Below are 26,887 nucleotides of genomic sequence, written 5' to 3' on the forward strand. Positions count from 1 at the left end.
ACATTTGGGCGGGCATAAAAAAACGGGGCTCATCGCGAGCCCCGTTTTTTATTACGCTACCTTCGAACCGATTACAGCAGGCTCAGCGGGTAGTTGAAGATCAGGCGGTTCTCGTTGAAGCTGTTGGTGTTGCCGTAGTTGCGACGCAAGGTCGAGTTACGCCACCGCACGCTCAGCGACTTGAAGGTACCGCTCTGGATCACGTAGGCCAGTTCGGTTTCACGGCCACGGTCTTCACCGTTGGTGATGGTGGTACCGGAGTGAACGTTGCTACCTTCGATGAAGCGGTTCATCACGGTCAAGCCGGGTACGCCCCAGCCGGCGAAGTCATAGTCGTGACGTACTTGCCAGGACTTCTCGCCTTCCATGTCGTAGCTCCAGCCGTAGCTGTCGTTCGCCAAGGTGCCGCCGCTGGTGCCGCTGATACGCTGCCAGCCGGCATTGCCGGTGACGCGCTGCAGGCCAACGTAGAAGGTGTTGAAACCGGCTTTGAGCGAGAACAGCCCGGACATGGTGCGGTTCTGCTGGTTCTTCACGCCGCTGCCAGCCAGGTTGTCTGCCAGGCCGTCGCCATTGGACGAGCCGATGAAGTAACCCAGGTTGGCACCGGCGGTAAGGCCTTCAGCAATGGGTTGCGAATGCAGCACCTGGAAGTACGTTTGGTCGTATACGTCTTCGAGCTGGCCATACCATGCGCCGACCAGGGTGCGTTTTTCGTTGAAGGTGTATTCGGCACCTGCGAAGTCGAAGCGGTCGCCGCTTACCGTAGGGCTGCCATGCACAACCTTGTCGGCGTTGTTGAGCGACATACGCTCCATGCTGGCGTCGTTACGCTGGCTGTTGCGGTTGAACGAACCGGCGTACAGCGTGGTGTTGTCGATGTCCTTCGAGGTGATCTGGGCACCCTGGAAGGTTTGCGGCAACGAACGGCCGTCGTCGGAGCGCAGGATCGGCAGTACCGGCATCCATTCGCCCACTTTCAGCTCGGTCTTGGACATTTTGACCTTGCCCGCCACGCCCAGGCGCCCGAAGTTGTCGGCTGGGTTGTTGCCGTCATGCACGGGCAGCAATTGGGTGCCATAGGTACCACGGCCGCCGTCCAGCTTGACCGCGAACATACCCAATACGTCTACGCCAAAGCCGACCGTACCCTGGGTGAAGCCCGATTTGGCGTCCAGGATGAACGCCTGGGTCCATTCCTGCGCGGCGCCGCGGTTGGTTGTGCCGGGTTGGGCGATAGAGGCGCCGTTATCGACGAAGTTACGGTCGAAGTAGTAGTTGCGGAAGTTGAGCGTGGCCTTGGTGTCTTCAATAAACCCCGATTCAGCAGCCGCCGCGGGCAGCGCGGCAGCCGAGACAGCCAGGCCGAGGAGGGCGAGGCCGAAACTTTTCTTGCGGGCAAAGCTCGAAGGGATGGCGTTCATTCTTGTTGTGTTCTCTGCTGATCATTGGCAATAGCGGGCCACTAGACGGGGTATACCGGTGGAACGGTACTCCGACAGTCATCGCGGATATCAAGCGTTGGGTGCTTCAGCTGGAATGGGCGCTGGTGATATGCATAGTGGCCAACCTGTTGTTATTAGTGTGGTCAGAGCTACCCGTGTGCGCGGGTGGCCTTGCCTAGCGGATGGTGCAAATTCCCGATCCTTTGGGTCAATTCCATGACAGGTAATGCGGGCGATAGCCGAACACTAACTGCCCGGTTACTTTAGGACATCAGTCCTCAGACGTCCGATTTCATTGTAAGTAAATTTTTCGTTAACGCGCTATGACTTTTGTCTAAATAAATCCCGCCGTCAAGCCCTGAACCGCTCAAGGACGCTAGAAAGCGCGTGCGCTTATCGCTTTTGGAAAACGGGCCATGCGTTTCGTTTAACTGGCGGCGGCTAGGATCACTCGTCGTAGAGCTGGCCGATGGCCGCTAGTGTGTCGGGCTTTCATGACAGCTCTATGACAGGTCTATGACAGCAAAGGGCGCTGACAAGGCTGTGTGAGAGGTGGCGAGAGGGGAGGGCAAAGCGGCGCCGCTAACTGTGAGCGCAGCTAGCGGCGCGGGGGCAACTGATGGTTAACCCTTCGGCGTTTCAAGCGGGGCGTTGTTTGCCTGACCGGTACGCTCATACCAGCCGCCACCCAGTGCCTTGTACAGGTTCACCTCAGCGGTGAGCTGCGACAGGCGATCGCTGATCAGCGACTGCTGGGCACTGAACAGCGAACGCTGTGCATCGAGCAAGGTCAGGTGGCTGTCCACGCCAATGCGGTAGCGGCGGTCGGCCAGCCGGTAGTAATCCTCGCTGGATTTCACCAGGTCGCGCTGTGCCTGCAACTGATCGGTGTAGGTCTTGCGCGCCGTCAGCCCGTCGGACACTTCCTGGAATGCGGTTTGAATCGCCTTCTCGTAGTTGGCAACGTTGATGTCTTTCTGGATTTTGGAGTAATCCAGGCTCGCTTGCAGCGCGCCGGCGTTGAAGATCGGCAAGCTGATCGCAGGGCTGAAGATCCAGCGGCCCGAGCCTCCCTTGAATAGCCCATCCAGGTCGGCGCTGGCGGTGCCGGCGCTGGCGGTAAGGCTGATGCTGGGGAAGAACGCGGCGCGGGCGGCGCCAATGTTGGCGTTAGCTGCCAGCAGGTTGTGCTCGGCCTGAAGGATGTCCGGCCGGCGGGTCAGCAGATCCGATGGCAGGCCAGCCGGCACTTCGCTGAGCAGGTCTTCGTCCAGCCGTTGCGGCGCTGGCAGGTCGGCCGGCAATGGGCCGCCAACCAGTACGGTGAGGTTGTTCAGGTCCTGGGCTACCTGGCGCTGGTACTGCGCCAGGTTGGCGCGGGCGCCTTCCACGGCGGTGCGCGCCTGGCTCAGGTCCAGCGCCGACGATACACCCACTTCCGCGCTGCGGCTGGTCAGCCGCAAGCTTTCCTCATACGCCTTGAGGGTGTCCTGGGTGAGCTGGTACAGCTCCTGGTCGGCCTGCCAGGTGAGGTAGGCGTTGGCCACGCTCGCCACCAGGCTGATTTGTGTGGAGCGCCGCGCTTCTTCTGTGGCGAAGTAGCTTTCCAGGGCTTGCTGGCTGAGGCTGCGGATGCGCCCGAACAGGTCCAGTTCATAGGCCGAGATGCCCAGTGTGGCTGCGTAGCTGCTGGAAATACCCGCCCGGCCCGTGGTGGACAGGTCGGCCGGGTTGCGCTGCCGGGTGCCGGCGGCGTCGGCAGTGACCGCAGGCAGCAGGTCGGCCCGCTGAATACGGAACTGCGCGGCATAGGCGTCGACGTTCAGCGCCGCAACCCGAAGGTCGCGGTTGTTCTGAAGCGAGGCTGCGATCAGCTGTTGCAGGGCCGGGTCGCGGAAGAACTCGCGCCAGCCTTGCTCGGCCGCGGCAACCTTGGCCGCGTCGGCCGGCGCATAGGCCGGGCCCTGGGGGTATTGCGCAGCAACCGGGGCCGCCGGCTGCTGGTAGTCCGGGATCAGCGAACAGCCGCTCATCAGCGCAGCGGCGATCGCCAGGGACATCAGTGACTTGCTCATTGGCGAGCCTCATCAGGTGTAGGGTCGCTTGGTTTCTTGCGACCATGGAATACAGACGATACGGCAACGAAGAACATCGGTACCCAGAAGATCGCCAGGATAGTGGCTGTGATCATACCGCCGATCACGCCCGTACCGATGGCGTGCTGGCTGCCCGAGCCGGCACCGCTGGAAATCGCCAGAGGCACCACGCCGAGGATGAACGCCATGGACGTCATCACGATCGGCCGCAAACGCATCCGGCAGGCCTCTACGGCTGCGTCCAGCAGGCTCTTGCCTTGCTCGTGCAGTTCCTTGGCGAACTCCACGATCAGGATGGCGTTTTTCGCCGCCAGGCCCACGGTGACCAACAGGCCCACCTGGAAGAACACGTCGTTGGACAGCCCGCGCAGGCTGGTAGCGATCAATGCACCGATCACACCCAGCGGAACCACCAGAATGACCGCGATCGGGATGGACCAGCTTTCATACAGTGCGGCCAGGCAGAGGAACACCACCAGTACCGACAGGGCGTAAAGCGCAGGGGCCTGGGAGCCAGACAGCCGCTCTTCGAACGACAGGCCGGTGAAGCTGTAGCCGATACCCGTTGGCAGTTGCTTGGCCAGCCGCTCCACTTCGTCCATGGCCTGGCCGGTACTGTAGCCAGGTGCCGGGGTACCGAGGATTTCTTCCGCCGCTACGCCGTTGTAACGGGACAGCTTGGGCGAACCGTAGCTCCATTCACCTGTGGCGAACGCGGAGAATGGCACCATTTTCCCGGCCGTATTGCGCACGTACCACTTCTCGAGGTCTTCAGGGCGCATGCGGCCGCTGGCGTCGCCTTGCACGTACACTTTCTTCACCCGACCGCGGTCGATGAAGTCGTTGACGTAGCTGCCCCCCAATGCCACGGACAAGGTGCTGTTGATGTCCGACAGGCTCAGGCCGAGGGCGCGGGCGCGTTCGTCATCGATAGTCAGCTGGTATTGCGGTTCATCGCTCAACCCGTTGGGGCGAACGCCCGCCAGGATCTTGCTCTGCGCGGCCATGCCCAGGAACTGGTTACGCGCTTCCATCAGCTTGGCGTGGCCAACCCCGCCCTGATCCTGCAGGTAGAAGTCGAAACCGGTGGCGTTACCCAGTTCCAGTACCGAAGGCGGTACTACCGCGAAGGTCATGGCGTCGCTGTAGCCGAAGAAGTGCTGCTGGGCACGCTTGGCCACTTCGAACACGCTCATGCTCGAGTCACGTTCGTCCCACGGCTTGAGCATCACGAAAGCCAGGCCCGAGCTTTGGCCACGGCCGGCGAAGTTGAAGCCGCTCACGGTGAACACGGATTTGACCGCCTTGCCTTCGCCATTATCGGCATCGAGCAGGTATTCACGGGCGCGGTCCAGCACCTTCTGAGTGTTTTCGGCCGAGGTGTTGGGCGGGGTCTGCACCTGGGTGAAGATCACGCCCTGGTCTTCCTCAGGCAGGAAGGCTGCGGGAATGCGGGTGAACAGCCAAGCCATCGCAGCCACGATCACGATGTACACCAGGAACGCTGGCAAGCGGTGGCGGATCATGCTGCCCACGCCACGCTCGTAACGCACCACGCCACGGTCGAAGGTGCGGTTGAACCAGCCGAAGAACCCACGCTTGGGTTGGCCGTGGGTATCCACGTCAGCCTGCTTGAGCATGGTCGCGCACAGGGCCGGGGTGAACACCAGCGCCACGAACACCGACAGGGCCATCGCCGATACGATGGTGATGGAGAACTGCCGATAGATCACACCGGTAGAGCCGCCGAAGAAGGCCATGGGCAGCAATACGGCGGACAGTACCAAGGCGATACCTACCAGCGCGCCCTGGATCTGCCCCATGGATTTGCGGGTAGCTTCCTTGGGCGACAGGTGTTCCTCGCCCATCACCCGCTCCACGTTTTCCACCACCACGATGGCGTCGTCCACCAGCAAGCCGATGGCCAGGATCATCCCGAACATGGTCAGCGTGTTGATGGTGAAACCGGCGGCGGCAAGGATACCGAAGGTGCCCAGCAGTACCACCGGCACGGTCATCGTGGTGATGATGGTGGCGCGGAAGTTCTGCAGGAACAGGTACATCACCAGGAACACCAGCACGATGGCTTCGATCAGCGTGTGCACCACGCCGGAGATCGACTCCGTTACTACCGGGGTAGTGTCGTACGGGAATACTGCTTCTACGCCTTGAGGGAAGAACGGCTTGAGGTTGTCGATGGTGGCGCGGATTGCCTTGGCGGTGTCCAGCGCGTTGGCGCCAGTGGCCAGCTTGATCGCCATGCCCGAAGCCGGCTTGCCGTTGAACTGAGCGTTGATGCTGTAGTTCTCGCCGCCCAGGCCGATGTTGGCGACGTCACGCAGGCGTACCTGAGAACCGTCGGTGTTCACCTTCAGCAGGATGTCGCCAAACTGCTCGGCGGTCTGCAAGCGGGTTTTGCCGATGATGGTCGCGTTCAGCTGGGTGCCGGGCAGGGCAGGCAAGCCGCCCAACTGGCCGGACGATACCTGCACGTTCTGCGCGGTGATCGCGGTGGTCACGTCCAGCGGCGTGAGCTGGAAGTTGTTCAGCTTGGCCGGGTCGAGCCAGATACGCATGGCGTACTGGGCGCCGAACACCTGGAAGTCACCCACCCCCGAGGTACGGGAAATCGGGTCTTGCAGGTTGGACACGATGTAGTTGGCCAGGTCGTCCTTGGTCATCGAGCCATCGTTGGACACCAGGCCGATCACCAGCAGGAAGTTTTTCACCGCCTTGGTCACGCGCAGGCCCTGCTGTTGCACTTCCTGCGGGAGCAAAGGCGTGGCCAGGTTCAGCTTGTTCTGCACCTGTACCTGGGCGATGTCCGGGTTGGTGCCCTGGTTGAAGGTCACCGTGATGGTCATGCTGCCGTCGGAGTTACTCTCCGACGAGATATAGCGCAGGTTATCGATGCCGTTCATCTGCTGCTCGATCACCTGCACCACCGTGTCCTGCACGGTTTGCGCCGAGGCGCCCGGGTAGTTCACGGCAATGGCGATGGCGGGCGGCGCGATGGCGGGGTACTGGTTGATCGGCAGCTTGAGGATCGACAGTCCCCCCACCAGCATGATCACCAGCGCGATCACCCAGGCGAAGATCGGCCGATCAATAAAGAACTTCGACATGGTTTACTCCTTCTGGCCACCGGAGGCGGCCGGCGCGCTGGCGGGAGCATCCGCTTTCGCTTCATGCGCCTTCACTTCAGCACCTGGCTTGACGTACTGCAGCCCTTCGACGATGAGGCGATCGCCAGCCTTGAGGCCGTCCTCGATCAGCCAGGCATCGCCCACGGTGCGGCTGGTTTTCAGCTGGCGTTGCTCGACCTTGTTATCGGCGCCTACTACCAGTGCAGTGGGGGTGCCTTTGAGGTCGCGGGTCACGCCGCGCTGCGGGGCCAGAATCGCGGCCTGGGCTACCCCGGCCATCAGCTCGGCATGCACGAACATGCCGGGCAGCAGGGTGTGCTCGGGGTTAGGGAACACCGCGCGCAGGGTCACGGAGCCTGTGGTTTCGTCCACCGACACTTCCGAGAACTCCAGCTTGCCTTCCTGCCCGTAGAGCGTGCCGTCTTCAAGCTTGAGCTGCACCTTGGCCGCGTTATTGCCGGCTTTCTGCAGTTGGCCGTTTTCCAGCGCGCGACGCAGCTTGAGCATGTCTGCGGTGGACTGGGTCACGTCCACATACATCGGGTCCAGCTGCTGGATGGTCGCCATGGCGGTGGTTTGGCCATTGGTGACCAACGCGCCTTCGGTGACGGCCGAGCGGCCTATGCGGCCGGAGATCGGCGCCAGCACCTTGGTATAGCGCAGGTTGATCTGGGCGCTCTTGAGGGTGGCTTCCGCTTGCAGCTGCTGCGCACGCGCCGTGTCGTATTCCTGCCGGCTTACAGCCTGCTCGTCGATCAGCTGCTTGTAGCGGTTGGTGAGGGTGCGGTATTGCTCCACGCTCGCCTGGGCATTGGCCAGGGTCGCTTCGTACACCGAGGGGTCGATCTGGTACAGCTGCTGGCCGACCTTCACGTCCGCGCCTTCCTGGAACAGGCGCTTGAGAATGATGCCATCCACCTGCGGGCGAACTTCAGCCATACGGAACGCGCTGGTGCGGCCGGGAAGCTCGTTGGTGAGGGTAACGGTCTGCGGCTGAAGGGTGACCACGCCAACCTGAGGAGCCTGGGCAGCGGGCGGTGCCGTTTGTTGCTTCTCGCAGCCACTGAGCAGTGTGGCCAGGGCGACGGCGGATACCAATGCGGTAACAGCTGGCTTGAATTGCATGAAGATCCTCGGGGCGGAACGCGGAAGACGCTCAAGAGTAATGGAACGAAGGATTTGTAACATCTAGATAAGTAGCTTACTAACGAATATACTTACGTTCGCGGCTGTTTGTAAATAGGCGTTACGCCGACAAATTGCCACATACCGATCACCTGCCCGCGCCTCACCATAATAAAAAGCGCTGGCCCGCTTCGCCCTTGGCGGAGCGCCCCATGAGGTCACTGCCATGGTTCGCCGTACCAAAGAAGAAGCGCTTGAAACCCGCAAGCAGATCGTAGAAGCCGCCGAGCATGCCTTTTATGAGCGCGGCGTGGCCAATACGACGCTCGCCGATATCGCTGCCCGAGCCGGGGTGACCCGGGGCGCGATCTACTGGCATTTCAGCAACAAGGCGGACGTGCTTCAGGCGTTGCTGGACAACCTCAGCGAGCCACTGGAAGACCTGGCCCGTGCCAGCGAGAGTGTGGACGAGCCGGACCCATTGGGCTGCATGCAAGCATTGCTTGTAAAACTGTTTCAAGGCGTTTCCCTCGACCCCAAGACCCGGCGCATCAACGAAATCCTCTTTCACAAATGCGAGTTCACCAATGAGATGTGCGACCTGCGCCAGCAGCGCCAGGCCGTGACCGCCGAATGCAACGAGCGCATCGAATGCACGTTGCGTAACGCTGTGAACCGCGGGCAGTTGCCGCCCACGCTTGACACTCGCCGGGCCGCCCTGGCGCTTCATGCTTTTATTGACGGCCATATCAGCCTCTGGTTGCTGCTACCCGACAGCCAGCGCCTGGATGAAGAAGCGCCGCGGCTGGTGGCCTCGCTGCTGGACATGCTTCGCTTCAGCCCTGCCTTGCGAAAGGACGAATGGCCATCAGTTGCGCCCGCGCAGTAAGCGGTTCGGCATTGCCAGCGCCGCGGCCAGGCCCAGCAGGGCTATCGCCGCGCTGATACAGAACAGCAGGGTAAAGGCATCGGCTACCTGATTGCGGCCGCCATCGGCCTGGGCATGGGCCGCGGCCAGGCTGTCGAGCAGCACGTTGCCATGGGGGCTGTTGGCGCTATCGCCCGCGGGGCCGAGTAAAGCCAATAAAAGCGCAGACATCAAGGCGATCCCCACCGCGCCGCCCAGCGAGCGGAAGAGGTTGGTGGTGCTGGTGCTTACCCCGATATCACCCGATGCCGCGGCATTCTGCGCCCCTACCAGAGACGTTGGGAATTGCAGCCCCGACGCGATGCCGGTCAACAGCATGAACAGGCAGCTCAACCACAATGTGGACACGGGCGTGTAAGCCATGCCCAGCACCGTCACGGGCATAAGCGCCGCACCCGTCAGGATCACTGGCTTGAAGCGACCGCTGCGCGCGGTATGCCGCCCACCGAAGAACGCCCCGATCGGCAAGCCTATGGCCAACGGCAATAAAAATAGCGCAGCGGTGTCGGCGCCGTGCCCAGTGACTGCCTGGAAGCGCAGCGGGGCCAGCGTAGATAAAGAGATGGCCTGGAAGCTGGTGAAAAAAACCGTGCACCAACACAGCACGGCCGAGCGGTCGGCAAATAGCCGCATGGGCAGCAGGGGCTCGATGAAGCGCCGCTCGTGCCAGATAAATATGAGCGCCGCCAGGGCGCCGGTCGCCAGCAGGGACAGTACCGGGATGCTGGTCCAGGCGTAGCCTTGGCCTACTTCAGTGATGCCCAACAGCAGGCTACCCAGCCCCACTATCATCAACAGGGTGCCAAGGTAGTCGATACGGGCCCTGCGCTGCGGGGTATGCAAGCCGGCCAGGGTCTTGCGCATAAACAACCAGGCGCCCAGGCCCAGCGGCAGATTCAGCCAGAACACCCAGCGCCACGACAAATGCTCGGTCATCAGCCCTCCGACCACCGGGCCTGCAACGCTCGCGGCAGCATACATGCTGCTGAAGTAGCCTTGGTAACGGCCACGCTCGCGCGGCGGAACCACGTCGCCAATGATTGCCTGGCTCACCGAGACCATGCCGCCAGCGCCCAGCCCCTGCACAATGCGGGCGAATACGAGTTGCTCCATGCTCTGTGCAAGGCCACACAGCACGGATGCCCCGGTGAACACCCCCATGCCGATCAGAATCATCCGCCGACGGCCGTACAAGTCACCCAGCTTGCCGTAGATCGGCGTAGCGATGGTCATGGCCACCATATAGCCGGAGATCACCCACGCCAGCAGCTCCACATCGGAGAACTGCGCAGAGATCGCCGGCATGGAGACGGCAACGATGGTTTGATCGAGCGCGCCGAGAAAGATCGCGCTCATCAGCGCAATAAGGACATCCCGCAGCGCGGGCGTGGAAGGGCTGGAGTGTTTCACTGGCTAGCGGATTCGCAGTCACGTCCCGGCCGGGCCGGCCTGGGCTGACCCCGGAGTCTACTAAAGCCGATGCGGCGCTTCTATGAACTTTGTGACAGCCCATACCTCTGGCCAACCAGCACCAACCTCATCGGAGCGAGCTGAACGAAGGGTTCTGGGAAATACACAGCGCGTAGCTGCACCCGGTGTGGCTTCGTTGAGCGGTGCGCAATTGCTCAACGCGATACACGGAGGCGCCGTACAGTGTGACCACCAACGCACCTGCCGTACCGTAAACCAGAGCCGTTTTTATTTTTGTGTTCATGGCCGTTCCTCCACTGCTTGCCATGATTCAAGCGTAGGTCGGCCTGCAGGGAGTGCAAGCGCAAGCGGCAGCTCAGCCGGTACTGCTCAAGGTTGCGGTTTTCAGCCGCGCCATGTCCCGGCTGGGTGGCGCGCCGAACAGCCGGCTGTATTCCCGGCTGAACTGGGAGGGGCTTTCATAGCCCACGCGGTAGCTGGCCACCGACACATCCATGCCTTCGATAAGCATCAGCCGGCGCGCCTCTTGAAGGCGCAGCTGTTTCTGATACTGCAGCGGGCTCATCGAAGTCACTGCCTTGAAGCGGTGGTGAAGGGTAGACACGCTCAGGTTCGCCCGGCGAGCCAGTGCGTCGATCCGCAGCGGTTCGCTGAAGTTGCCGTTCAGCCACTCGATGGCCTGGGTTACGCGGTGGGTCTGGCTGTTGGCTTGGGCGATTTCATATAGCCTGTGCCCCTGAGGGCTGCGCAACAGTCGATACAACACTTCGCGGCGAATAAGGGGCGCCAGCACCGCAAGGTCCCGCGGGGTGTCCATCAACCGCGCCAGCCGCAGGAGGGCATCGAGCAGATCGGGGCACAGCCGGTCCACGTACAAACCACGCCCGGTGGGCCGGGCGGGAACGCTCAAGGGGCCGGCATCGGCAATCAATGCAGTGATTTCGGCCGGGTCGATATCCAGCCGCAGTGACAGGCTGGGATTATCCGGCGCGGCTTCCAGGATGCGCCCGCTGATCGGCATCGCTACCGAGACCACCATATAGTTGAGGGGGTCGTAGATGTAGCGCTCGTCTCCCAGCGTCACTTCCTTGCTGCCATGGGCCAGCACACAGAGCGCAGGCTGAGCCAACGCCGGTAGCGAAGAGGTGGAATGCTCATAGCGTACAAGCACCAGGCCAGGCACGTCGGTCTGGCAGAGGGCCTGGCCATTGGTGTGGCGGCGAATCACATCGGCCAGTTCAGCGCGTTGGCGTTCCAGTGCCGCATCGGCGGCAAGCCGGGGCTGGGAGTCGTTCATGGCGGGGGCTCCGTGTAAGTTACGGGGTATAGCCTATAAACAAGCAAATGATGAGGGTAGGCCAATACTGCCTGCTGCTTGCCTGATCCTGCCGGAGCGCCGGCTGGCCGGTTGGATACCGGCCTGTTTGCCGCGTGGTGGATTGCACAGAATCCCAGGCGGCCTCGGTTGCCAGTTACCCGGCCAGGCGCATGCGGCAGGGGCGGGTTCGCAGGATCAGGCAATCTGCCCGCAGGATCGGTCTACCGACCATTGCGCAGTGGGGGCTAAGGTGAACCTGTCAGCAATTCCCCCGGCCATCAAATGGCTGGGCCGGACTCAGGGAGCCTCACCATGACTCAACAGCCTTTGATCAGCCACCGCGCAGCTATCCGTACCTGGCCAGGCCGCTCCTCTGCTGTAGGCGAGCAATTGGCCCGGTTGGTGGAAACTACCCGGCCTTTGCCTGGATGCCTGTCCATTGCCGCACGCCGCGAGCCGAGCAGCTTGCATACATGGCATTTGAGCATGTGCTGGGAGGACCATCAGGCCTTCGCCACCTGGCTTGGCGAGCCAGCCGCCGCAGTGTTCACCGACCTGCTGAACCAGCGGCTCATCCAGCAGATCGATATCCAGCCCGGCGAGCCCGCGGCGCAAGCCGAGCTGCGTCGCGCCGGTTGATCACACCTGTGGGCGGCGCATCTTGAACAGGTTGCCCAGCTCGAAGTAATCCGCCGGCCCACCTCCACGCAGGATCGGACGGGCTGCCGCAGTGTCATACACGCCGTCCTTGAGCAGGTCGCGGCGAATGTGCACAGCGACCACTTCCCCAAGGATCAGCCAGCTCGGCACGGTCTCCCCGTTGGCACGTTGCAACTGCACGATCTGGGTGAGCTTGCATTCGAAGGACACCGGCGTTTCCGCTACCCGCGGCACACTGATCACTCGGGACGGCACTGGCGTCAGCCCGCTCAGGGCGAACTCGTCGATGTCCGGCGCCACGGCCGCGCAGCTCTGGTTCATCGGCTCGGCCAGCTCGAAGGTTGCCAGGTTCCAGGCGAACTCTCCCGTAGCCTCGATGTTGTTGAGGCTGTCCTTGCGGCCAACGCTGCTAAAGCCAATGATTGGCGGGATGTAGTTGAAGCCGTTGAAAAAGCTGTACGGCGCCAGGTTCAGCACACCGCTCGCGCTGCGTGTGGACACCCAGCCAATGGGGCGGGGCCCTACGATGGCGTTGAACGGGTCGTGAGGCAGCCCGTGGCCGTTGGCGGGTTCGTAGTAATGAAAATCGTCTTGCATCGGCTTTACCTTGATAAAGGAGGGCGAGGTGAGCTGCCATATTGGACCGCATATTCAAGCTGAGTTGCCAATCTGGCGCCTTGCACCCGGCCAATGCATCTGATCTGGTACGAACATGCCAACTTTGGCACACATTTTCCTACCGCAAACGAAGCGCAAGCCATGGATCCCGAAATCCGGGGCCAAAGGGGCACCCGGGTGCACCACTTGCCATCAACGGACAGTCATCCTGTTCATTCGCGGTGCAAAATGCCGTCAAAAGCGGTCGTTTTGCAGGATATGGAAATTGGCCAATGTTTGAAGTCTGCTCATCGTTCGTACCGTTCTCGCTTCGCTGTCCCACCTCTTCCCATGCCCAACCTGCCACCTGCGCCTGGCTGCCCATGCCAGAACGGGCGCGCACCTCGGCCACCCTCGCTCCCAACCACAACTATCCACCCGGAATACCGCCCGGGCGCTAAGCCCCCTTCGGCAAAACGCGCCGCGATCATATAAGGCTGGAACGGAGAACTTCTCCCGGCGCGTACTTTATTTCGCTTATAAAACGGTATGCATTTTTATTCAGAGGGCATGACGAACCTGTGCCCATACCTTTTGTTGTGGTCAGGGAAGTAGTGGATGGGTGGATAAAAACAAGGCGCACCATTTGCGCCCGCGCCTTTGGTGTTTGGTGCATTTTTTCAAAGTACTAGGGAGCGTGCGGCCCCGGTTATTTATTGACTGACTGGTCACGCCGGCGTGCCGCCTACTTAAATGTTTTTCAACGCCCGCTGCCGTGGGAAGGGCAGGTTTTCCCTCATGAAAAGTGAAAGTTACAGAAATGCGACATGAATGTAGCGGTTGCCAAGTAACGGCTCTACGGTAGGGTTTCTGGCACAGCGGTTGCTCTGTAACAAGGTGTAAATGGAGCGATAGCTACCTGTACAAAGCTGTTTAAGGAGGCATTCTGTGAAACGTTCGAGCTGATGCTGTTTCTGCGTCGAATAAACTTTCGCAACTATCTTTGCGGCAGTGCGGGTACATGTCGCCGTTTGAAAAGTGCCAAGCATATTCAAACATCTACGGATGTTTTAAAGGATTCCTTTTGCCCTTCATCCAGTAGAGGGAGCGTTAATGAGTGACGCGGTAAGAAAGAAGCCCCCAAACTTTACGTTGGCTAAAGAACGGACGTCGGCCTGGGACGCGGTTCCGTTCAGGGCTAACACTTCAACGCCCGGTACTTTAAAGAAGCCCCAGGTGCTGCTGTTGTTGGCCATTTCCCTGCTGGTACATGGCGGCGCCTGGTGGTTGATACAGCATCAGCCAGCGCCACTGCCCGAGATTGCGCCGCAGGTGCCGGAAATGACCGTGGAGCTGACCAGCCCCACACCGCCTACACCTGAGCCACCGCCGCCCGAGCCGCCTCCACCGCCGCCTCCGCCTCCACCCCCTCCGCCGCCAGCGCCAGAGGAGGACCCGGACGCCCTGAAACCACCACCCAAACCGGTGGAGAAGAAGGTGGAAAAGCCCAAACCAGTGCCCAAGCCGCTGCCGGTGAAAAAGCCCGCGCCGCCGACGCCGCCCGCGCCAACGCCACCCTCAGCCACGCCGCCCGCGCCACCGGCACCCACACCGGCGCCAGCGGCCCCCGCTGCTCCCGCCGCGCCAGTGCCTGCGCCTGTGAAGGAAACCGCCGCGGTGTCTGGCTTGGCAAGCCTCGGCAACCCGCCGCCCGAGTACCCCTCGTTGGCGCTACGGCGCAATTGGGAAGGCACCGTGGTGCTGCGCATTCAGGTGCTGGCCAACGGGCGTGCCGGGACGGTGGAGGTGACCCGCTCCAGTGGCAAGCCTCAGTTGGACGAAGCAGCGGTCGCTGCGGTACGCAACTGGAAGTTCATTCCAGCCAAGCGCGGGGATACACCCATCGACGGGTTCGCCACCCAGACCATCGACTTCAAATTGCCGCAATAACTCACACATTTCAGCTGCTACGAGGTAAGCCATGAACGCATCACTGTCTGCAATGATTGTCCCGGGCGTGCTTTGGGCCTTGATTCTATTCTCCGTGCTCAGCTGGGGGCTGTTGTTGGTGAAGTCCGCCCAATATCTGCGCCTCAAGTCGCAGAACCGTCAGTTCACCAAAGCATTCTGGACGGCGCCCGACCTGCTCACCGCCGCGGAGCACTCCAGCCAATACCCCGGCTCGCTGGCGCGCATCGCCAACAGCGGCTTCGAGGCCATGGCGGTGGATGACAGCCCGCGCACCGCTCAGCAACTGGCTCACACGATCAACCGGCAGGACCGGCTCGAACGTAACCTGCGACAGCAGATCCAGCGGGAACGCCGAGCGCTGGAAGCCGGCCAGGCCGTGCTGGCCAGTATCGGCAGCACCTCCCCGTTCATTGGGTTGTTCGGAACGGTCTGGGGCATCATGGAAGCCCTGCAAAGCATCGGGGCCAGCGGCTCGGCCAGCCTGGAAACCGTCGCCGGCCCTATCGGCCATGCGCTGATCGCCACCGGGGTAGGGATCGCGGTCGCCGTGCCAGCGGTGCTCATTTACAACTTCTTCCTTCGGCGTTTGAAGCTTGCCCTGGCAGACATGGACGACTTCGCCCATGACTTCGACAGCCTTGCCCAGCGCAGCGCCTTTGCCGTAACCCGCGAGCCCATCGCCCACAAGCATGCCCACGGCGTGCGGGAGGCAAGCTGACATGGCTTTCTCTACCCAGGACAGCGATGAAGTACTCAGCGAGATGAACGTCACGCCGCTGGTGGACGTGATGCTGGTATTGCTGGTGGTCTTCATCGTTACCGCGCCGCTGATGACCAACGCGATCAAGGTGAACCTGCCCAAAACCGACGCCGTGGCGCCCGCCGAGAAGAAGGACCCGGTGGTGGTGAGCGTGAACCAGGACGGCAAGTTCTTCCTCGCCAAGGCCGAGGTTGCGCCCGAGTTGCTGGAAAAGAGCCTGCAGGACGTAAAAGCCAAGGACCCTGAGGTGCGGGTGCAACTGCAGGCCGACACCAGCGTGAACTACGGCCAGGTCGCCAAGGCCATGGCTTCGATTGAGCGCTCCGGCATCACCCGCATCTCTGTGATGACCACGCGTTAAGCCTTCGGGCAACCGTAACCCAGCAGCAACCCTGTGCGAGCCTTCCGGGCCTTGCAGGGGAGCGGCTTGTTTGAAGAAAGGAAATTTCCGGGGCCGGCAAAACCTACCCGGAGCAAACAGGGCTCACAAGGCCATTTCAATCAACGTCTGAGAACAATCGGAAGTTAACATGTTGATGAGCTTTCCCGGGTTTACCCTCAAGCCTCTGGTTACCACCCTGCAACGGCATCGCATGGTGCCGGTTTACGTAATGGCCATGGGCATGGGCGGCGTGTATGCCGCTGACAGCACCGAAGAAACCAACAGCGCGCAAGCAGCGGTGATAGTGCCGGCGCCGGTGACCACCCAGCTGCAAAAGGTTGAAGTAACCGGCTCGGCCATTCGCCGCGTGGACGCCGAAACCGCTGTGCCGATTACCATTTTGCGTACCGCCGACCTGGAAAAGCAGGGCGTGACCACCACCGCCGAATTGATGCAGCGAGTAACCGGCAGCAACTCGATCAGCAACTCCGCCGGCTCCGTAGGCGCTGCCACCGGCGGGGCTAGCTTCGCCGACATGCGCGGTATTGGTGCCAACAAAACCCTGGTATTGCTCAACGGGCGCCGCCTGGCCAACAACGCCATGTCCGGCACCACCTCACAAGGCGGCGCGGTCGACCTCAACATGATCCCGTTCGCGGCTATCGACCGGGTAGAAATCCTGCGCGACGGCGCCTCGGCGTTGTACGGCACCGACGCGATCGGCGGCGTGATCAACTTCATCACCAAGAAATCCCTCACCGACGGCACGCTCACTCTCGGCGGCGAAACCCCCACCCAAGATGGCGGCGGTGGCAGCAAGGACATCAGCGGCAGTTGGGGCTACGGTGACCTGGAGCAGGACAGGTTCAATGTGATGGGCGTGTTCAACTACCGCACTCAGCAAAACCTGGACGCCAATGACCGAAGCTTCGACAAGGACTACGTGCCGGGCCGTGGCCTGGACAACACCTCCGGCACCTCTTTCCCCGCCAACTACAGCCAGAACGGCAATGCCACCAACCCCCTGGCGCCAGCGTGCAGTGGTGCCAACCAGATCGCCAGCGACGGCGTGTGCCGCTACAGCACGCGCAATTCCATCGACCTGCTGCCGCAGACCGAAGCCACGTCCTTCTTTGGCAAGGCCACAGGCAAACTGGCAGACGACCATAACGTAAGCCTGGATTACTTCTGGTCACGCAATAACAACAGTACCAGCGTGGCGCCCGCGCCTTTGACCGGCCTCAGCTTGTCACCAAGTTCGCCGTATTACCCGGGCAACGGCATCACGCCAGCGCCAACGGACTTCGCCCTGGACCCCACCCAGCCGGTGGATGTGAACTGGCGCGAGACCGCAGCGGGGGACCGCGAATCGAAGGACCAGAACACCAGCCAGCGCTTCCAGCTGACCTTCGACGGCACGGTGGCGGGTTGGGACTATAACGTTGGCGCCGGGTACAACCAGAACCAGGTGTACAACAAGGTCACCAACGGCTACGTCAGCGACTCAGCCATGATTGCCGGCCTGGACAGCGGGCTGCTCAACCCCTTCGGCCCTCAAAGCGAAGCCGGCCAGGCGTACATCGACGCCAATACCTACCACGGGACCTATGCGGTTTCCACGGGGCGCGTGTCCTCCATGGACGGCAAGCTCACCCGGGAAATCGGCGACTGGTTCGGCGCGGGCCCGGTAGGGCTGGCGCTAGGCGGTGAATACCGCAAGGAGAAATTCCACGAAACGGTGGAAGACTTCGCGGGCGACCTTTCCAGCCTTGGCGTAGACCCGAACAGCTCGGTGTCGGGCGATCGCAGCATCAGCGCCGAATATGCCGAGATCAACGTACCGGTGTTCGACAGCCTGGAATTGTCCGCAGCGGTGCGGCACGACAAGTACAGCGACTTCGGCAGTACCACCAACCCCAAGTACTCGTTCCGCTTCCAGCCCTTCAAGGAACTGGTAATGCGCGGTGCCTACAGCGAGGGCTTCCGCGCGCCTTCGTTGTATGAGCTGAACAACCCTACCTACACCACGTTCACCCAAGGCAACTACAACGATCCTCGCCTGTGCACGGGCGGTACGCTGCAGCCAGGTGGTAACGGCGGCCGCGACTGCAACCAGCAGTTCCTCAACAACACGGGCGGCAACCAGGACCTGAAACCGGAAACCGCCCGTAACGTCACCGCAGGCTTCGTGTATCAACCGGTGCGCAATCTCTCGATGGGCCTGGACTTCTGGTGGATCAAGATCGCCGGGCAGATCGAAGAGTTTCCCGAGTCCGAAGTGTTCGCTCACCCCGAGCTCTACAGCGATCGCATCGTACGGGCGGCGGATGGCTCTATCGACCACATCATCACGGGCCTGGCCAACCTGGGTAACGTGAAAACCAGCGGTGTGGACGTGAGCCTGAATTACCGCTTCCCGGCCACCCCGTTCGGCCAGTTTGGCGTGGACCTGCAAGGCACCTACGTCAGCCGCTACGACTACCAGCAAACCATCGATGGCGCCTACATCGACCGGGTGGGCGACTTCCAGGGCTACGGCGTGGCGGCCCGCTGGAAACACAACATCACTGGCTCCTGGACCTACGGGCCGGCGCGCGCTTCGGTCACCAACCGCTACACCTCGGGCTACAACGACTACGACCGCACCACCAATGACCATGTGGCCTCATACATGCTCTGGGACCTGGCCGCAGGCTACACCTTCGCCAAAACCCTGGACGTGGACGTAGGGGTGAAGAACATCCTCGACCGCGACCCGCCGTTCTCCAACCAGAACTACACGTTCCAGAGCGGCTACGACCCACGCTACACCGACCCGCTGGGCCGCACGCTGTTCGCCCGGGCCACCTACCACTTCTAAGGGACCTTCGGCGGGCTGCGCTCCGGCCCGCTCGATTGCCTGTGATCGGCACCCCTGGCCAGCCGGTCAGGGTTTTTTTCAGGCGCTATGTGTGTGCGTTCGAGGACGTCCGGTTATGCAACTGCACTCTGTTTTGCCGCGCTGGCTATCGATGGCAGCCGCGCTGTACCTATACGTGTCGGGCGCCCAAGCGATGCCCGTGACTTCCATGACGGTGTATGGCGAGCCGGCCAGGTACCCGGTGGGTTTTCAGCACTTTGACTACGTGAACCCCGAGGCCCCCAAGGGCGGCTCGCTGAGCCGCTCCTCCGAGGAAATTGCCCAATTCAACTACATCATGCCAACGAACGACCAGGGCACCGCAGTCAGCCAAGTGGACACCTGGCTGTATTCGCCCCTGGCCTATCGCTCCCTGGACGAGCCCTACACGGTGTATGGGTTGGTGGCCGAAAAGATGGAGCAGGATCCTGGGGGTATGTGGGTGCGGTTCTATCTGGACCCGCGTGCGCGCTTCCATGACGGCACGCCCATTACCGCACAGGATGTGGCTTACACCTTCAATCAGCTGATAACCAAGGCCAGCCTCAGCTACCGCCTGCTCTATGGCGATGTGGCCGACGTGGTGGTAGAGGGGCCGCAGCAGGTGCGCTTCAACTTCAAAAGCAACCTCAACCGCACCTTGCCGCTGGACCTGGCTTCCATGCGAGTTTTGCCGGAGCACTACTGGAAAGACCACGATTTTGCCGGCGGTGGCGGCTTCACACCGCCGCTGGGCAGCGGCCCCTATCGCATCAGCCGGGTGGACCCGGGCCGCAGCATTACCTTCGAGCGGGTCAAGGATTGGTGGGCCAAAGACCTGCCCGTGAGTCGAGGGATGTACAACTTCGACACCCTGACGGTGAATTTTTACGCTGACACCGAAGTCGCGCGCCAACTGCTTCAAGCCCAGGCGTTCGATTACAACCGCGAGTTTTCTTCCAGTGGCTATGTGGTGGGCTATCAAAGCCCTGCGCTCGCAGATGGCCGCCTGCAACGGGCTATCCTGGCCAAGCCCCGGCCGGTGGCGGCCCAGGGCTTTGTGTTCAACCTGCAACGGCCGATCTTCCAGGACAGGCGGGTGCGCGAAGCCCTGACGCTACTGTGGGATTTCGACTGGGCGAACCAGCACATGATGCGCGGCTTCTACCGGCGCCAGAGCAGCTACTTCCCCAAGAGTGAAATGGCGGCCACGCAAGTGCCCGATGCCCAGGAGCTGGCAATCCTTGAACCCCTGCGGGGGAGGATCCCCGAGGAGGTGTTCACCCAGGTGTACCAGTCGCCTGCCACCGATGGCAGCGGCTATATCCGCGACAAGCAGCTGCAAGCGCTCAAATTGCTCGCCGAGGCGGGCTGGCACCCGGATCACAATCGCCTGGTGAACGCCCAGGGCGAACAACTGAAGTTCACCTTCCTGGACGGGCAGGGCGGCTTCGACCGGCTGGTGTTGCCCATGAAGCGCACCTTGGCGCAGATCGGAATCGAGCTGGAAATGCGCCGCATCGACGGTGCGCAGTACAACAACCTGATGAATGCCCGTAACTACGACATGATCGTGGTGACTTTCCCGCGCAGTGGCGACCCGATCGTTTCTCCCGGTCGCGAGCTCTACAGCCTTTACGGCTCGGCCAGCGCAACCCAACCCGGAAGCTCCAATTTCATGGTGTTGAAAGACCCCGCCGTGGACGCGCTGATCGACGGCCTGGTCAGTGCCAGCAGCCGCAGTGACATGGTGCATCACGCCCGCGCGCTCGATCGCGTGCTGCAGTGGGGCTATTACGCGATCCAGAACTACTACAGCGAAGGCACCCCGGTGGCGTTCCTCAACCGGTTCGGCATGCCGGCCACGCCGCCTGCCTACGACGTGGGCCTGGACACCTGGTGGCAAGTGAGCGCAACGCCGCTTACCACCTTGCAAATGAGCGCCCTGGCGCACAACACGGAGGGGCACTGATATGCCGCGCTACATCTTGCGTCGCCTGTTGCTCATCATTCCTACGTTGCTGTGCATCCTGGTCGTGAACTTCGTGATCGTCCAGGCCGCGCCGGGCGGGCCGGTGGATCAAGCCATCGCTCGCCTGCAGGGCGCCAGCAAGCAAGGCGTGGGCGGCGGTGGCGGCGAAATGGCCGGGGGAGGGGGCAGCCGCTCCAGCCAGGGCCTAGACCCCGCCCTGATCGAAGAAATCAAACGGCACTACGGCTTCGACAAGCCTATGCACGAGCGCCTGTGGTTGATGATCGAGCACTACGCCCGGCTGGATTTTGGCAACAGCTTCTTTCGCGGGGCGCCGGTGACCGAGCTGATCGCGCAAAAGCTCCCCACCACGATCTCGCTGGGCTTATGGGCCACATTGATCACCTACCTGGTGTCGATCCCGCTGGGCATTCGCAAGGCGGTGCATCACGGCAGCCGGTTCGACGTATGGACCAGCACAGCGATCGTCATCGGCTATGCCATGCCGGCGTTTCTGTTCGCCATCCTGCTGATCGTGGTGTTTGCCGGTGGCAGTTACCTGAGCTGGTTTCCCGTGCAGGGGCTGGTGTCGGAGGGCTTCGATCAGTTGCCCTTCACCGGCAAGGTGCTGGATTACCTCTGGCACCTGGTGCTGCCGGTAGGCGCATTGGTGATCGGTGGTTTCGCCACGCTCACCATCATGACCAAAAACAGCTTCCTCAACGAGATCAGCCGGCAGTACGTGACCACCGCCAGGGCCAAGGGGCTCACTGAACGGCGCACGCTCTATGGCCACGTGTTTCGCAATGCCATGTTGCTGGTGCTGGCGGGGGTTCCGCAGGCGCTGATCGACGTGTTTTTTGCGGGCTCGCTGCTGATCGAAACCCTGTTCAACCTCGATGGCCTGGGGCGCATGAGCTACGACGCGGCCGTGTCCCGGGACTACCCCGTGGTGTTCGGCACGCTGTTCCTGTTCACCTTGTTCGGGCTGCTGATCAAGCTGGTGGGTGACCTGTGCTACACGCTGGTAGACCCCCGTATCGACTTTTCCCGGAGGGCCGCCTGATGTTCTCGCTTTCCCCCTTGGGTAAACGGCGCCTTCAGGCGTTCAAGGCCAACCGCCGGGGCTGGTGGTCGCTTTGGCTATTCCTGGGCCTGTTGCTGCTGTGCCTGTGCGCGGAGTTGCTGGCCAACGACAGGCCGTTGCTGGTGAGCTACGAGGGGCAATGGTATATGCCCTTTCTCCACACCTACCAAGAGACCGATTTTGGCGGCGAACTGCCTTTCGAGCCGGATTACACCAGCCAGTACGTGCGCCAACTGATTGCCAGCAAACACGGCTGGATGCTGTTTCCGCCTATCCCGTTCGGGCCCGAATCGGTGAACTGGGACCTCACCGCGCCTTCGCCCAGCCCGCCCAGCGCACAGAACTGGCTGGGCACCGACGACCAGGCCCGGGATGTGCTGGCCCGCGCCTTGTATGGCGCGCGGGTGTCGATCCTCTTTGCATTGTTGTTGACCTTTATCAGCACGGTAATCGGTGTATTCGCCGGTGCGATCCAGGGGTACTACGGCGGGGTGGTTGACCTTGTCGGGCAGCGGCTGCAGGAAATCTGGGCCGGCCTGCCGGTGTTGTACCTGTTGATCATCCTGTCCGGGTTTGTGGTCCCCAGTTTCTGGTGGCTGCTGGGGATCATGGCGCTGTTCTCCTGGCTTGGCCTGGTGGATGTGGTACGGGCGGAGTTCCTGCGGGGGCGCAACCTGGAGTATGTGAAAGCCGCCCGGGCGCTGGGCCTGACGGATGGCGCATTGATGCGCCGGCACATCCTGCCAAACGCCATGACCAGCACCCTCACTTACCTGCCGTTTATTGTGACTGGCGCCATCTCCACCCTCACCGCACTGGATTTTCTCGGCTTCGGCATGCCCGCAGGCACAGCGTCGCTGGGGGAGCTGGTGGGCGAAGCCAAGCAAAACCTGCAGGCACCCTGGCTGGGCCTTACCGCGTTTTGCGTATTGGCGCTGATTTTGTCCCTGCTGGTGTTCATTGGCGAAGCCTGCCGCGATGCGTTCGACCCAAGGAGCTGACATGCACGACAACCTGATCGAAATCCGGGATCTGCGCGTCGCATTCGGCGAGCGCGAAGTGGTGCACGGCGTAAGCCTCGACATTCGCCGGGGGGAGTGCCTGGCGCTGGTGGGCGAGTCCGGCTCAGGCAAATCGGTAACGGCTCACTCGATCCTGCGGCTGCTGCCGGCGGCGAAGGTGCGTACTCAGGGTTGTATTCATTTCAACGGTGAGGACCTGGTGGGCGCGAGTGAGGGGCGCTTGCGCGAATTGCGCGGCAACCGTATCGCAATGATCTTCCAGGAGCCGATGACATCTTTGAATCCGTTGCATACGGTGGAAAAGCAGATTGGTGAAGTGCTGGCTGTGCATAAAGGCCTGGGTGGCACCGCGGCGCGAAATAGGGTCCTTGAGCTGCTGGAACTGGTGGGTATCCGCGATTCCGCCAAGCGCTTGAAGGCGTATCCGCATCAGCTGTCCGGTGGCCAACGGCAGCGGGTGATGATCGCCATGGCCCTGGCCAACGAGCCGGACCTGTTGATTGCCGATGAGCCCACCACTGCGCTGGACGTGACTGTGCAACAGCGCATTCTCGAACTGCTGCGCGATCTGCAGGCGCGCCTGGGCATGTCTTTGCTATTGATCAGTCACGATTTGAACCTGGTACGACGAGTGGCCCAGCGAGTGTGCGTGATGCGTGCTGGAGAGGTTGTGGAACAGGCCGCTACCGACGATCTGTTCGCTCAGCCCCGGCACCCCTACAGCCGCCTGCTGATCGAGGCCGAGCCCAGCGGCCGGCCGGTGCCGGTGCTGTTCGACCACTTCCTGCTCACCGTCGACGAGCTACGGGTATGGTTCCCGTCGCCAAAGCCGTTGTTCAGCCCAGAGCGCTCATACATCAAGGCGGTGGACGGTGTGAGCTTTTCCCTGCTCAAGGGTAAAACCCTGGGCATTGTGGGCGAGTCTGGTTCGGGCAAGTCCACGCTTGGCCAGGCGATCCTGCAACTGGTGGAATGTGAGGGCAGCGTGCGCTTCGGCAACGTTCAGCTCACGCTGCAAAACCCGGCTGCCATGCGCCGATTCAGGCGGCAGATGCAGGTAGTGTTTCAAGACCCGTTCGGTAGCCTCAGCCCGCGCATGTCGGTGGCGCAAATCATTGCCGAAGGCCTGCTTACCCACAGTATTGGCACCCCCGCCGAGCAGGAGGCCGCGGTGATCCGGGTGCTGGGCGAGGTGGGGCTGGACCCTGACACTCGCCATCGCTACCCCCATGAGTTTTCCGGGGGCCAGCGCCAGCGCATCGCGATTGCCCGGGCATTGGTGCTCGAGCCCGGCCTGATCCTGCTCGACGAGCCCACCTCCGCCCTGGACCGCACGGTGCAGAAGCAGATCGTCGAGCTGTTGCGCTCATTGCAGCTGCGGCATGGGCTGACGTACCTGTTCATCAGCCATGACCTGGCGGTGGTACGTGCCCTGGCCCATGACCTGATCGTGATCCGGGAGGGCAAGGTGGTAGAGCAGGGCCCGGCGCGGCGGATCTTCGCTGCGCCGGAACATCCCTATACCCGGGAGCTGATGGCGGCGTCCGGGTTGGGCGAACAGCCCGCCGAACACGGGTCGCGGCCAAGGCCGGCTGCTACGGACTGCCTGGCGCCTCCGTAGCGGCCGATTAGATCCCGCCTTAGAACAACTCGAACCGCGCCTGCTTCACGTCCTGCGAGTCCAGCCCGATCTGCACATCGAAGTCACCTGGCTCGGCGGCGTACTGAAGCTGAGTGTTGTAGAACTTCAGGTCGTCTTCGCTGAGCTCGAAGGTGACTTCCTTGCGCTCGCCGGCCTTGAGGAACACCTTCTCGAAGTTCTTCAACTCCTTGATCGGCCGTGCCATGGAGGCCACAACGTCATGGAGGTACAGCTGCACCACCGTTTCGCCGTCGCGCTTGCCGGTGTTGCGCACGGTTACGCTGGCCTTGAGGGTTTCGCCACGCTTGAGCCGGTTGGCGGAAAGGTGAACGTCAGACACATCGAAGGTGGTGTAGCTCAGGCCGTAGCCGAAGGGGAACAGCGGGCTGGTGTCTTCATCGAAGTACTGCGAGGTGTAGTTGCCCGCCTTGCCGGGAATGAACGGCCGGCCAATGGTCAGGTGGCTGTAGTACATCGGCACCTGGCCCACCGAGCGCGGGAAGGTGACCGGCAGCTTGCCCGATGGGTTGTAGTCGCCGAACAGCACGTCGGCGATGGCATGGCCGCCTTCGGTGCCGCTGAACCAGGTTTCGAGCATGGCGTCGGCTTGCTGGGTTTCCTGCACAAGGGACAGCGGACGGCCGTTCATCAATACCAGCACCAGCGGCTTGCCCGTCGCGCGCAGTGCGGTGAGCAGGGCCCGTTGTGGTGCCGGAATTTCCAGCGTAGTGCGGCTGGCGGATTCGTGGGACATGCCGCGGGATTCTCCCACCGCCGCTACGATCACATCGGCACCAGCGGCCGCCTTCAGGGCTTCGTCGATCATCGTTTGAGCCGAGCGCGGGTCTACGTCCACTTCGGTACGGTCGAAGATGATGCGGTTGAGGAACGCCAGGCTGTTGCGGTCGTTGGTGACGTTAGCGCCCTTGGCGTACACCACTTGCGCCTGATTGCCCACGGCGTCACGGATGCCCTGCAGCAGGGTAATGGATTGCTTGGGCTGGCCCGCAGCCGACCAGCTGCCCATCATGTCGATCGGCGCATCGGCCAGTGGGCCGACCACGGCGATGGTGCCGCCCTTCTTCAGCGGCAGCGTGTCGCGAGCATTCTTGAGCAGCACCATGGAGCGGCGGGCCACCGAACGGGCTTCTTCGCGGTGCAGGCGGCTTTCGGCGTTGGTATCGGCCGGGTCGTCTTCCGCCTTGCCGAGGCGGCGGTACGGGTCGGCGAACAGGCCCATGTCGTACTTGGCCGACAGCACTTCGCGCACCGCATTATCAATCTCGGCTTCCGGCACCTCGCCGGTTTTCACCAGGCCGGGCAATTCCTGGCCGTACACCATGTCGTTCATGCTCAGGTCGATGCCGGCGCGGATCGCCAACTTCGCCGCCTCGCGGCCGTCCCGTGCCACGCCATGCTTGACCAGTTCGATGATCGCGCCATGGTCACTCACCGTCAGGCCTTTGAAGCCCCAGTCCTTGCGCAGCAGGTCTTGCATCAGCCAGGTATTGGACGTGGCCGGTACGCCATTGATGGAGTTGAGCGCGACCATCACCCCGCCTGCTCCGGCATCCAGCGCGGCGCGGTAGGGCGGCAGGTAATCCTGGTACATGCGGGTAGGGCTCATGTCCACGGTGTTGTAATCGCGGCCGCCTTCCACACCGCCGTACAGAGCGAAATGCTTCACTGCCGCCATGATGCTGTCCGGGGCGCTGACGTCCTTGCCTTGGTAACCCTCCACCATCACCTTGGCGATGCGCGACACCAGGTAGGTATCCTCGCCAAAGCCCTCGCTGCTGCGGCCCCAGCGGGGGTCGCGGGAAATGTCCACCATCGGCCCGAAGGTCATGTCCAGGCTGTCCGCCGCCGCTTCCCGTGCCGAGGTGCGCGCGCTCACGCCAATGGCGTCCATATCCCAGCTGGAAGCCAGGCCCAGGCTGATCGGAAAGATGGTGCGCTGCCCGTGGATCACGTCGTAGGCGAAGAACATCGGGATCTTCAGCCGGCTGTTCATGGCCGCGTCCTGCATGGGGCGGTTTTCGGGGCGGGTCACCGAATTGAAGGTGCCGCCGATGCGGCCCGCGGCGATCTCCTTGCGGATCTGCTCGTGGGTCATTTCCGGGCCGATGCTGATCAAGCGCAACTGGCCGATCTTTTCGTCCAGTGTCATGCGCTTGATCAGGTCTGTGATGAATGCGTCCTTGGTGGCGCTATCCGTGCTGGTGCTGGCGGCAAGGATCGGAGGGCAGGCCAAGGCAGCGGCCAGGCCAAGCAGATACAGCTTCTTCATGAAATCATTCCTGGGCGGGGCCCTGCAGGGTCGGCGAACACGCGTCGCCAAAGGTAGGGGGTAAAACCGTGACTGTTGTTTGAGCACCGTTGTAACTCATCGTTGCCGGGCGATCCAGTCAGCGCACCGGCTGGCGA

General features: G+C 62.2%; 18 protein-coding genes. 10 read left to right on the plus strand and 8 right to left on the minus strand.

Going from position 1 to position 26,887, the window contains the following annotated elements; genetic code table 11:
• Positions 1-71 precede the first annotated feature (71 nt).
• The 4 genes from AC3Z8Y_RS04160 to AC3Z8Y_RS04175 form a co-directional block, all read right to left on the minus strand.
• Positions 72-1,424: an OprD family porin gene (locus AC3Z8Y_RS04160; protein WP_490088579.1), complete on the minus strand. Its 1,353-nt coding sequence runs from the start codon at positions 1,422-1,424 to the stop codon at positions 72-74.
• A 644-nt stretch (positions 1,425-2,068) separates the two neighbouring features.
• Positions 2,069-3,520: an AdeC/AdeK/OprM family multidrug efflux complex outer membrane factor gene (gene adeC / locus AC3Z8Y_RS04165; RefSeq protein ID WP_490088580.1), complete on the minus strand. Its 1,452-nt coding sequence runs from the start codon at positions 3,518-3,520 to the stop codon at positions 2,069-2,071.
• Complete coding sequence (locus AC3Z8Y_RS04170) at positions 3,517-6,666, minus strand: efflux RND transporter permease subunit (RefSeq protein ID WP_490088581.1); 3,150 nt, start codon at positions 6,664-6,666, stop codon at positions 3,517-3,519. The genes adeC and AC3Z8Y_RS04170 overlap by 4 nt, the downstream gene beginning before the upstream one ends.
• A gap of 3 nt (positions 6,667-6,669) precedes the next feature.
• Positions 6,670-7,812 carry an efflux RND transporter periplasmic adaptor subunit gene (locus AC3Z8Y_RS04175; protein ID WP_490088582.1) on the minus strand — a complete coding sequence of 381 codons (1,143 nt, stop codon included), beginning with the start codon at positions 7,810-7,812 and terminating at the stop codon, positions 6,670-6,672.
• Positions 7,813-8,038: 226 nt separating this feature from the next.
• On the opposite strand from AC3Z8Y_RS04175, the gene AC3Z8Y_RS04180 reads away from it, so the two are divergent.
• Positions 8,039-8,701, plus strand: coding sequence for a TetR family transcriptional regulator (locus AC3Z8Y_RS04180; RefSeq protein WP_490088583.1), 663 nt, complete (start codon positions 8,039-8,041; stop codon positions 8,699-8,701).
• Here AC3Z8Y_RS04180 and AC3Z8Y_RS04185 read toward each other — a convergent pair.
• Positions 8,681-10,096 carry an MDR family MFS transporter gene (locus tag AC3Z8Y_RS04185; protein ID WP_490089927.1) on the minus strand — a complete coding sequence of 472 codons (1,416 nt, stop codon included), beginning with the start codon at positions 10,094-10,096 and terminating at the stop codon, positions 8,681-8,683. The genes AC3Z8Y_RS04180 and AC3Z8Y_RS04185 overlap by 21 nt on opposite strands.
• A 430-nt stretch (positions 10,097-10,526) precedes the next feature.
• Positions 10,527-11,468: an AraC family transcriptional regulator gene (locus AC3Z8Y_RS04190; protein WP_490088584.1), complete on the minus strand. Its 942-nt coding sequence runs from the start codon at positions 11,466-11,468 to the stop codon at positions 10,527-10,529.
• A gap of 333 nt (positions 11,469-11,801) precedes the next feature.
• On the opposite strand from AC3Z8Y_RS04190, the gene AC3Z8Y_RS04195 reads away from it, so the two are divergent.
• Positions 11,802-12,128 (plus strand): antibiotic biosynthesis monooxygenase family protein, encoded by a 327-nt coding sequence (locus tag AC3Z8Y_RS04195; RefSeq protein ID WP_490088585.1) that lies wholly within the window; start codon positions 11,802-11,804, stop codon positions 12,126-12,128.
• Here AC3Z8Y_RS04195 and AC3Z8Y_RS04200 read toward each other — a convergent pair whose 3' ends face one another.
• Entirely contained in the window at positions 12,129-12,746 is a 618-nt protein-coding gene (locus AC3Z8Y_RS04200) for a flavin reductase family protein (RefSeq protein WP_490088586.1), read from the minus strand. It abuts the gene before it with no gap.
• A 1,113-nt stretch (positions 12,747-13,859) separates the two neighbouring features.
• Here AC3Z8Y_RS04200 and AC3Z8Y_RS04205 point away from each other — a divergent pair.
• The 8 genes from AC3Z8Y_RS04205 (at position 13,860) to AC3Z8Y_RS04240 (ending at position 24,439) form a co-directional block, all read left to right on the plus strand.
• Complete coding sequence (locus tag AC3Z8Y_RS04205; RefSeq protein WP_490088587.1) at positions 13,860-14,696, plus strand: energy transducer TonB; 837 nt, start codon at positions 13,860-13,862, stop codon at positions 14,694-14,696.
• 31 nt (positions 14,697-14,727) lie between these two features.
• Complete coding sequence (locus tag AC3Z8Y_RS04210; RefSeq protein WP_181123172.1) at positions 14,728-15,435, plus strand: MotA/TolQ/ExbB proton channel family protein; 708 nt, start codon at positions 14,728-14,730, stop codon at positions 15,433-15,435.
• A gap of 1 nt (position 15,436) precedes the next feature.
• The gene (locus AC3Z8Y_RS04215) at positions 15,437-15,838 is read left to right on the plus strand and encodes an ExbD/TolR family protein (protein ID WP_490088588.1); all 402 of its coding nucleotides are present in this window, start codon (positions 15,437-15,439) and stop codon (positions 15,836-15,838) included.
• Positions 15,839-16,007: 169 nt separating this feature from the next.
• Positions 16,008-18,719, plus strand: coding sequence for a TonB-dependent receptor (locus AC3Z8Y_RS04220; protein WP_490088589.1), 2,712 nt, complete (start codon positions 16,008-16,010; stop codon positions 18,717-18,719).
• Positions 18,720-18,834: 115 nt separating this feature from the next.
• Positions 18,835-20,709 (plus strand): extracellular solute-binding protein, encoded by a 1,875-nt coding sequence (locus tag AC3Z8Y_RS04225; RefSeq protein ID WP_490088590.1) that lies wholly within the window; start codon positions 18,835-18,837, stop codon positions 20,707-20,709.
• A 1-nt stretch (position 20,710) separates the two neighbouring features.
• Entirely contained in the window at positions 20,711-21,775 is a 1,065-nt protein-coding gene (locus AC3Z8Y_RS04230) for a microcin C ABC transporter permease YejB (RefSeq protein WP_490088591.1), read from the plus strand.
• Positions 21,775-22,797 (plus strand): ABC transporter permease, encoded by a 1,023-nt coding sequence (locus tag AC3Z8Y_RS04235; protein WP_490088592.1) that lies wholly within the window; start codon positions 21,775-21,777, stop codon positions 22,795-22,797. Before AC3Z8Y_RS04230 ends, AC3Z8Y_RS04235 begins: the two co-directional genes overlap by 1 nt.
• 1 nt (position 22,798) lies before the next feature.
• Positions 22,799-24,439, plus strand: coding sequence for an ABC transporter ATP-binding protein (locus AC3Z8Y_RS04240; RefSeq protein ID WP_490088593.1), 1,641 nt, complete (start codon positions 22,799-22,801; stop codon positions 24,437-24,439).
• Between the two features lie 19 nt (positions 24,440-24,458).
• Here the strand turns inward: AC3Z8Y_RS04240 and bglX are convergent, their stop codons facing one another.
• Positions 24,459-26,750, minus strand: coding sequence for a beta-glucosidase BglX (gene bglX / locus AC3Z8Y_RS04245; protein ID WP_490088594.1), 2,292 nt, complete (start codon positions 26,748-26,750; stop codon positions 24,459-24,461).
• Positions 26,751-26,887: the final 137 nt, after the last annotated feature.

This window comes from Pseudomonas sp. 3MAES_34.3B (assembly GCF_058145875.1).

What these genes read in the sequence shown, in the direction of transcription:
- AC3Z8Y_RS04185 (WP_490089927.1), bottom strand. Translation starts at nt 10,096, where the DNA reads ATGAGCGCGATCTTTCTCGGCGCGCTCGATCAAACCATCGTTGCCGTC.
- AC3Z8Y_RS04225 (WP_490088590.1), top strand. Translation starts at nt 18,835, where the DNA reads ATGCAACTGCACTCTGTTTTGCCGCGCTGGCTATCGATGGCAGCCGCG.
- AC3Z8Y_RS04180 (WP_490088583.1), top strand. Translation starts at nt 8,039, where the DNA reads ATGGTTCGCCGTACCAAAGAAGAAGCGCTTGAAACCCGCAAGCAGATC.
- AC3Z8Y_RS04205 (WP_490088587.1), top strand. Translation starts at nt 13,860, where the DNA reads ATGAGTGACGCGGTAAGAAAGAAGCCCCCAAACTTTACGTTGGCTAAA.
- AC3Z8Y_RS04175 (WP_490088582.1), bottom strand. Translation starts at nt 7,812, where the DNA reads ATGCAATTCAAGCCAGCTGTTACCGCATTGGTATCCGCCGTCGCCCTG.
- AC3Z8Y_RS04235 (WP_490088592.1), top strand. Translation starts at nt 21,775, where the DNA reads ATGTTCTCGCTTTCCCCCTTGGGTAAACGGCGCCTTCAGGCGTTCAAG.
- AC3Z8Y_RS04190 (WP_490088584.1), bottom strand. Translation starts at nt 11,468, where the DNA reads ATGAACGACTCCCAGCCCCGGCTTGCCGCCGATGCGGCACTGGAACGC.
- AC3Z8Y_RS04160 (WP_490088579.1), bottom strand. Translation starts at nt 1,424, where the DNA reads ATGAACGCCATCCCTTCGAGCTTTGCCCGCAAGAAAAGTTTCGGCCTC.
- AC3Z8Y_RS04230 (WP_490088591.1), top strand. Translation starts at nt 20,711, where the DNA reads ATGCCGCGCTACATCTTGCGTCGCCTGTTGCTCATCATTCCTACGTTG.
- AC3Z8Y_RS04215 (WP_490088588.1), top strand. Translation starts at nt 15,437, where the DNA reads ATGGCTTTCTCTACCCAGGACAGCGATGAAGTACTCAGCGAGATGAAC.
- AC3Z8Y_RS04200 (WP_490088586.1), bottom strand. Translation starts at nt 12,746, where the DNA reads ATGCAAGACGATTTTCATTACTACGAACCCGCCAACGGCCACGGGCTG.
- AC3Z8Y_RS04220 (WP_490088589.1), top strand. Translation starts at nt 16,008, where the DNA reads ATGTTGATGAGCTTTCCCGGGTTTACCCTCAAGCCTCTGGTTACCACC.
- adeC (WP_490088580.1), bottom strand. Translation starts at nt 3,520, where the DNA reads ATGAGCAAGTCACTGATGTCCCTGGCGATCGCCGCTGCGCTGATGAGC.
- AC3Z8Y_RS04240 (WP_490088593.1), top strand. Translation starts at nt 22,799, where the DNA reads ATGCACGACAACCTGATCGAAATCCGGGATCTGCGCGTCGCATTCGGC.
- AC3Z8Y_RS04195 (WP_490088585.1), top strand. Translation starts at nt 11,802, where the DNA reads ATGACTCAACAGCCTTTGATCAGCCACCGCGCAGCTATCCGTACCTGG.
- bglX (WP_490088594.1), bottom strand. Translation starts at nt 26,750, where the DNA reads ATGAAGAAGCTGTATCTGCTTGGCCTGGCCGCTGCCTTGGCCTGCCCT.
- AC3Z8Y_RS04210 (WP_181123172.1), top strand. Translation starts at nt 14,728, where the DNA reads ATGAACGCATCACTGTCTGCAATGATTGTCCCGGGCGTGCTTTGGGCC.
- AC3Z8Y_RS04170 (WP_490088581.1), bottom strand. Translation starts at nt 6,666, where the DNA reads ATGTCGAAGTTCTTTATTGATCGGCCGATCTTCGCCTGGGTGATCGCG.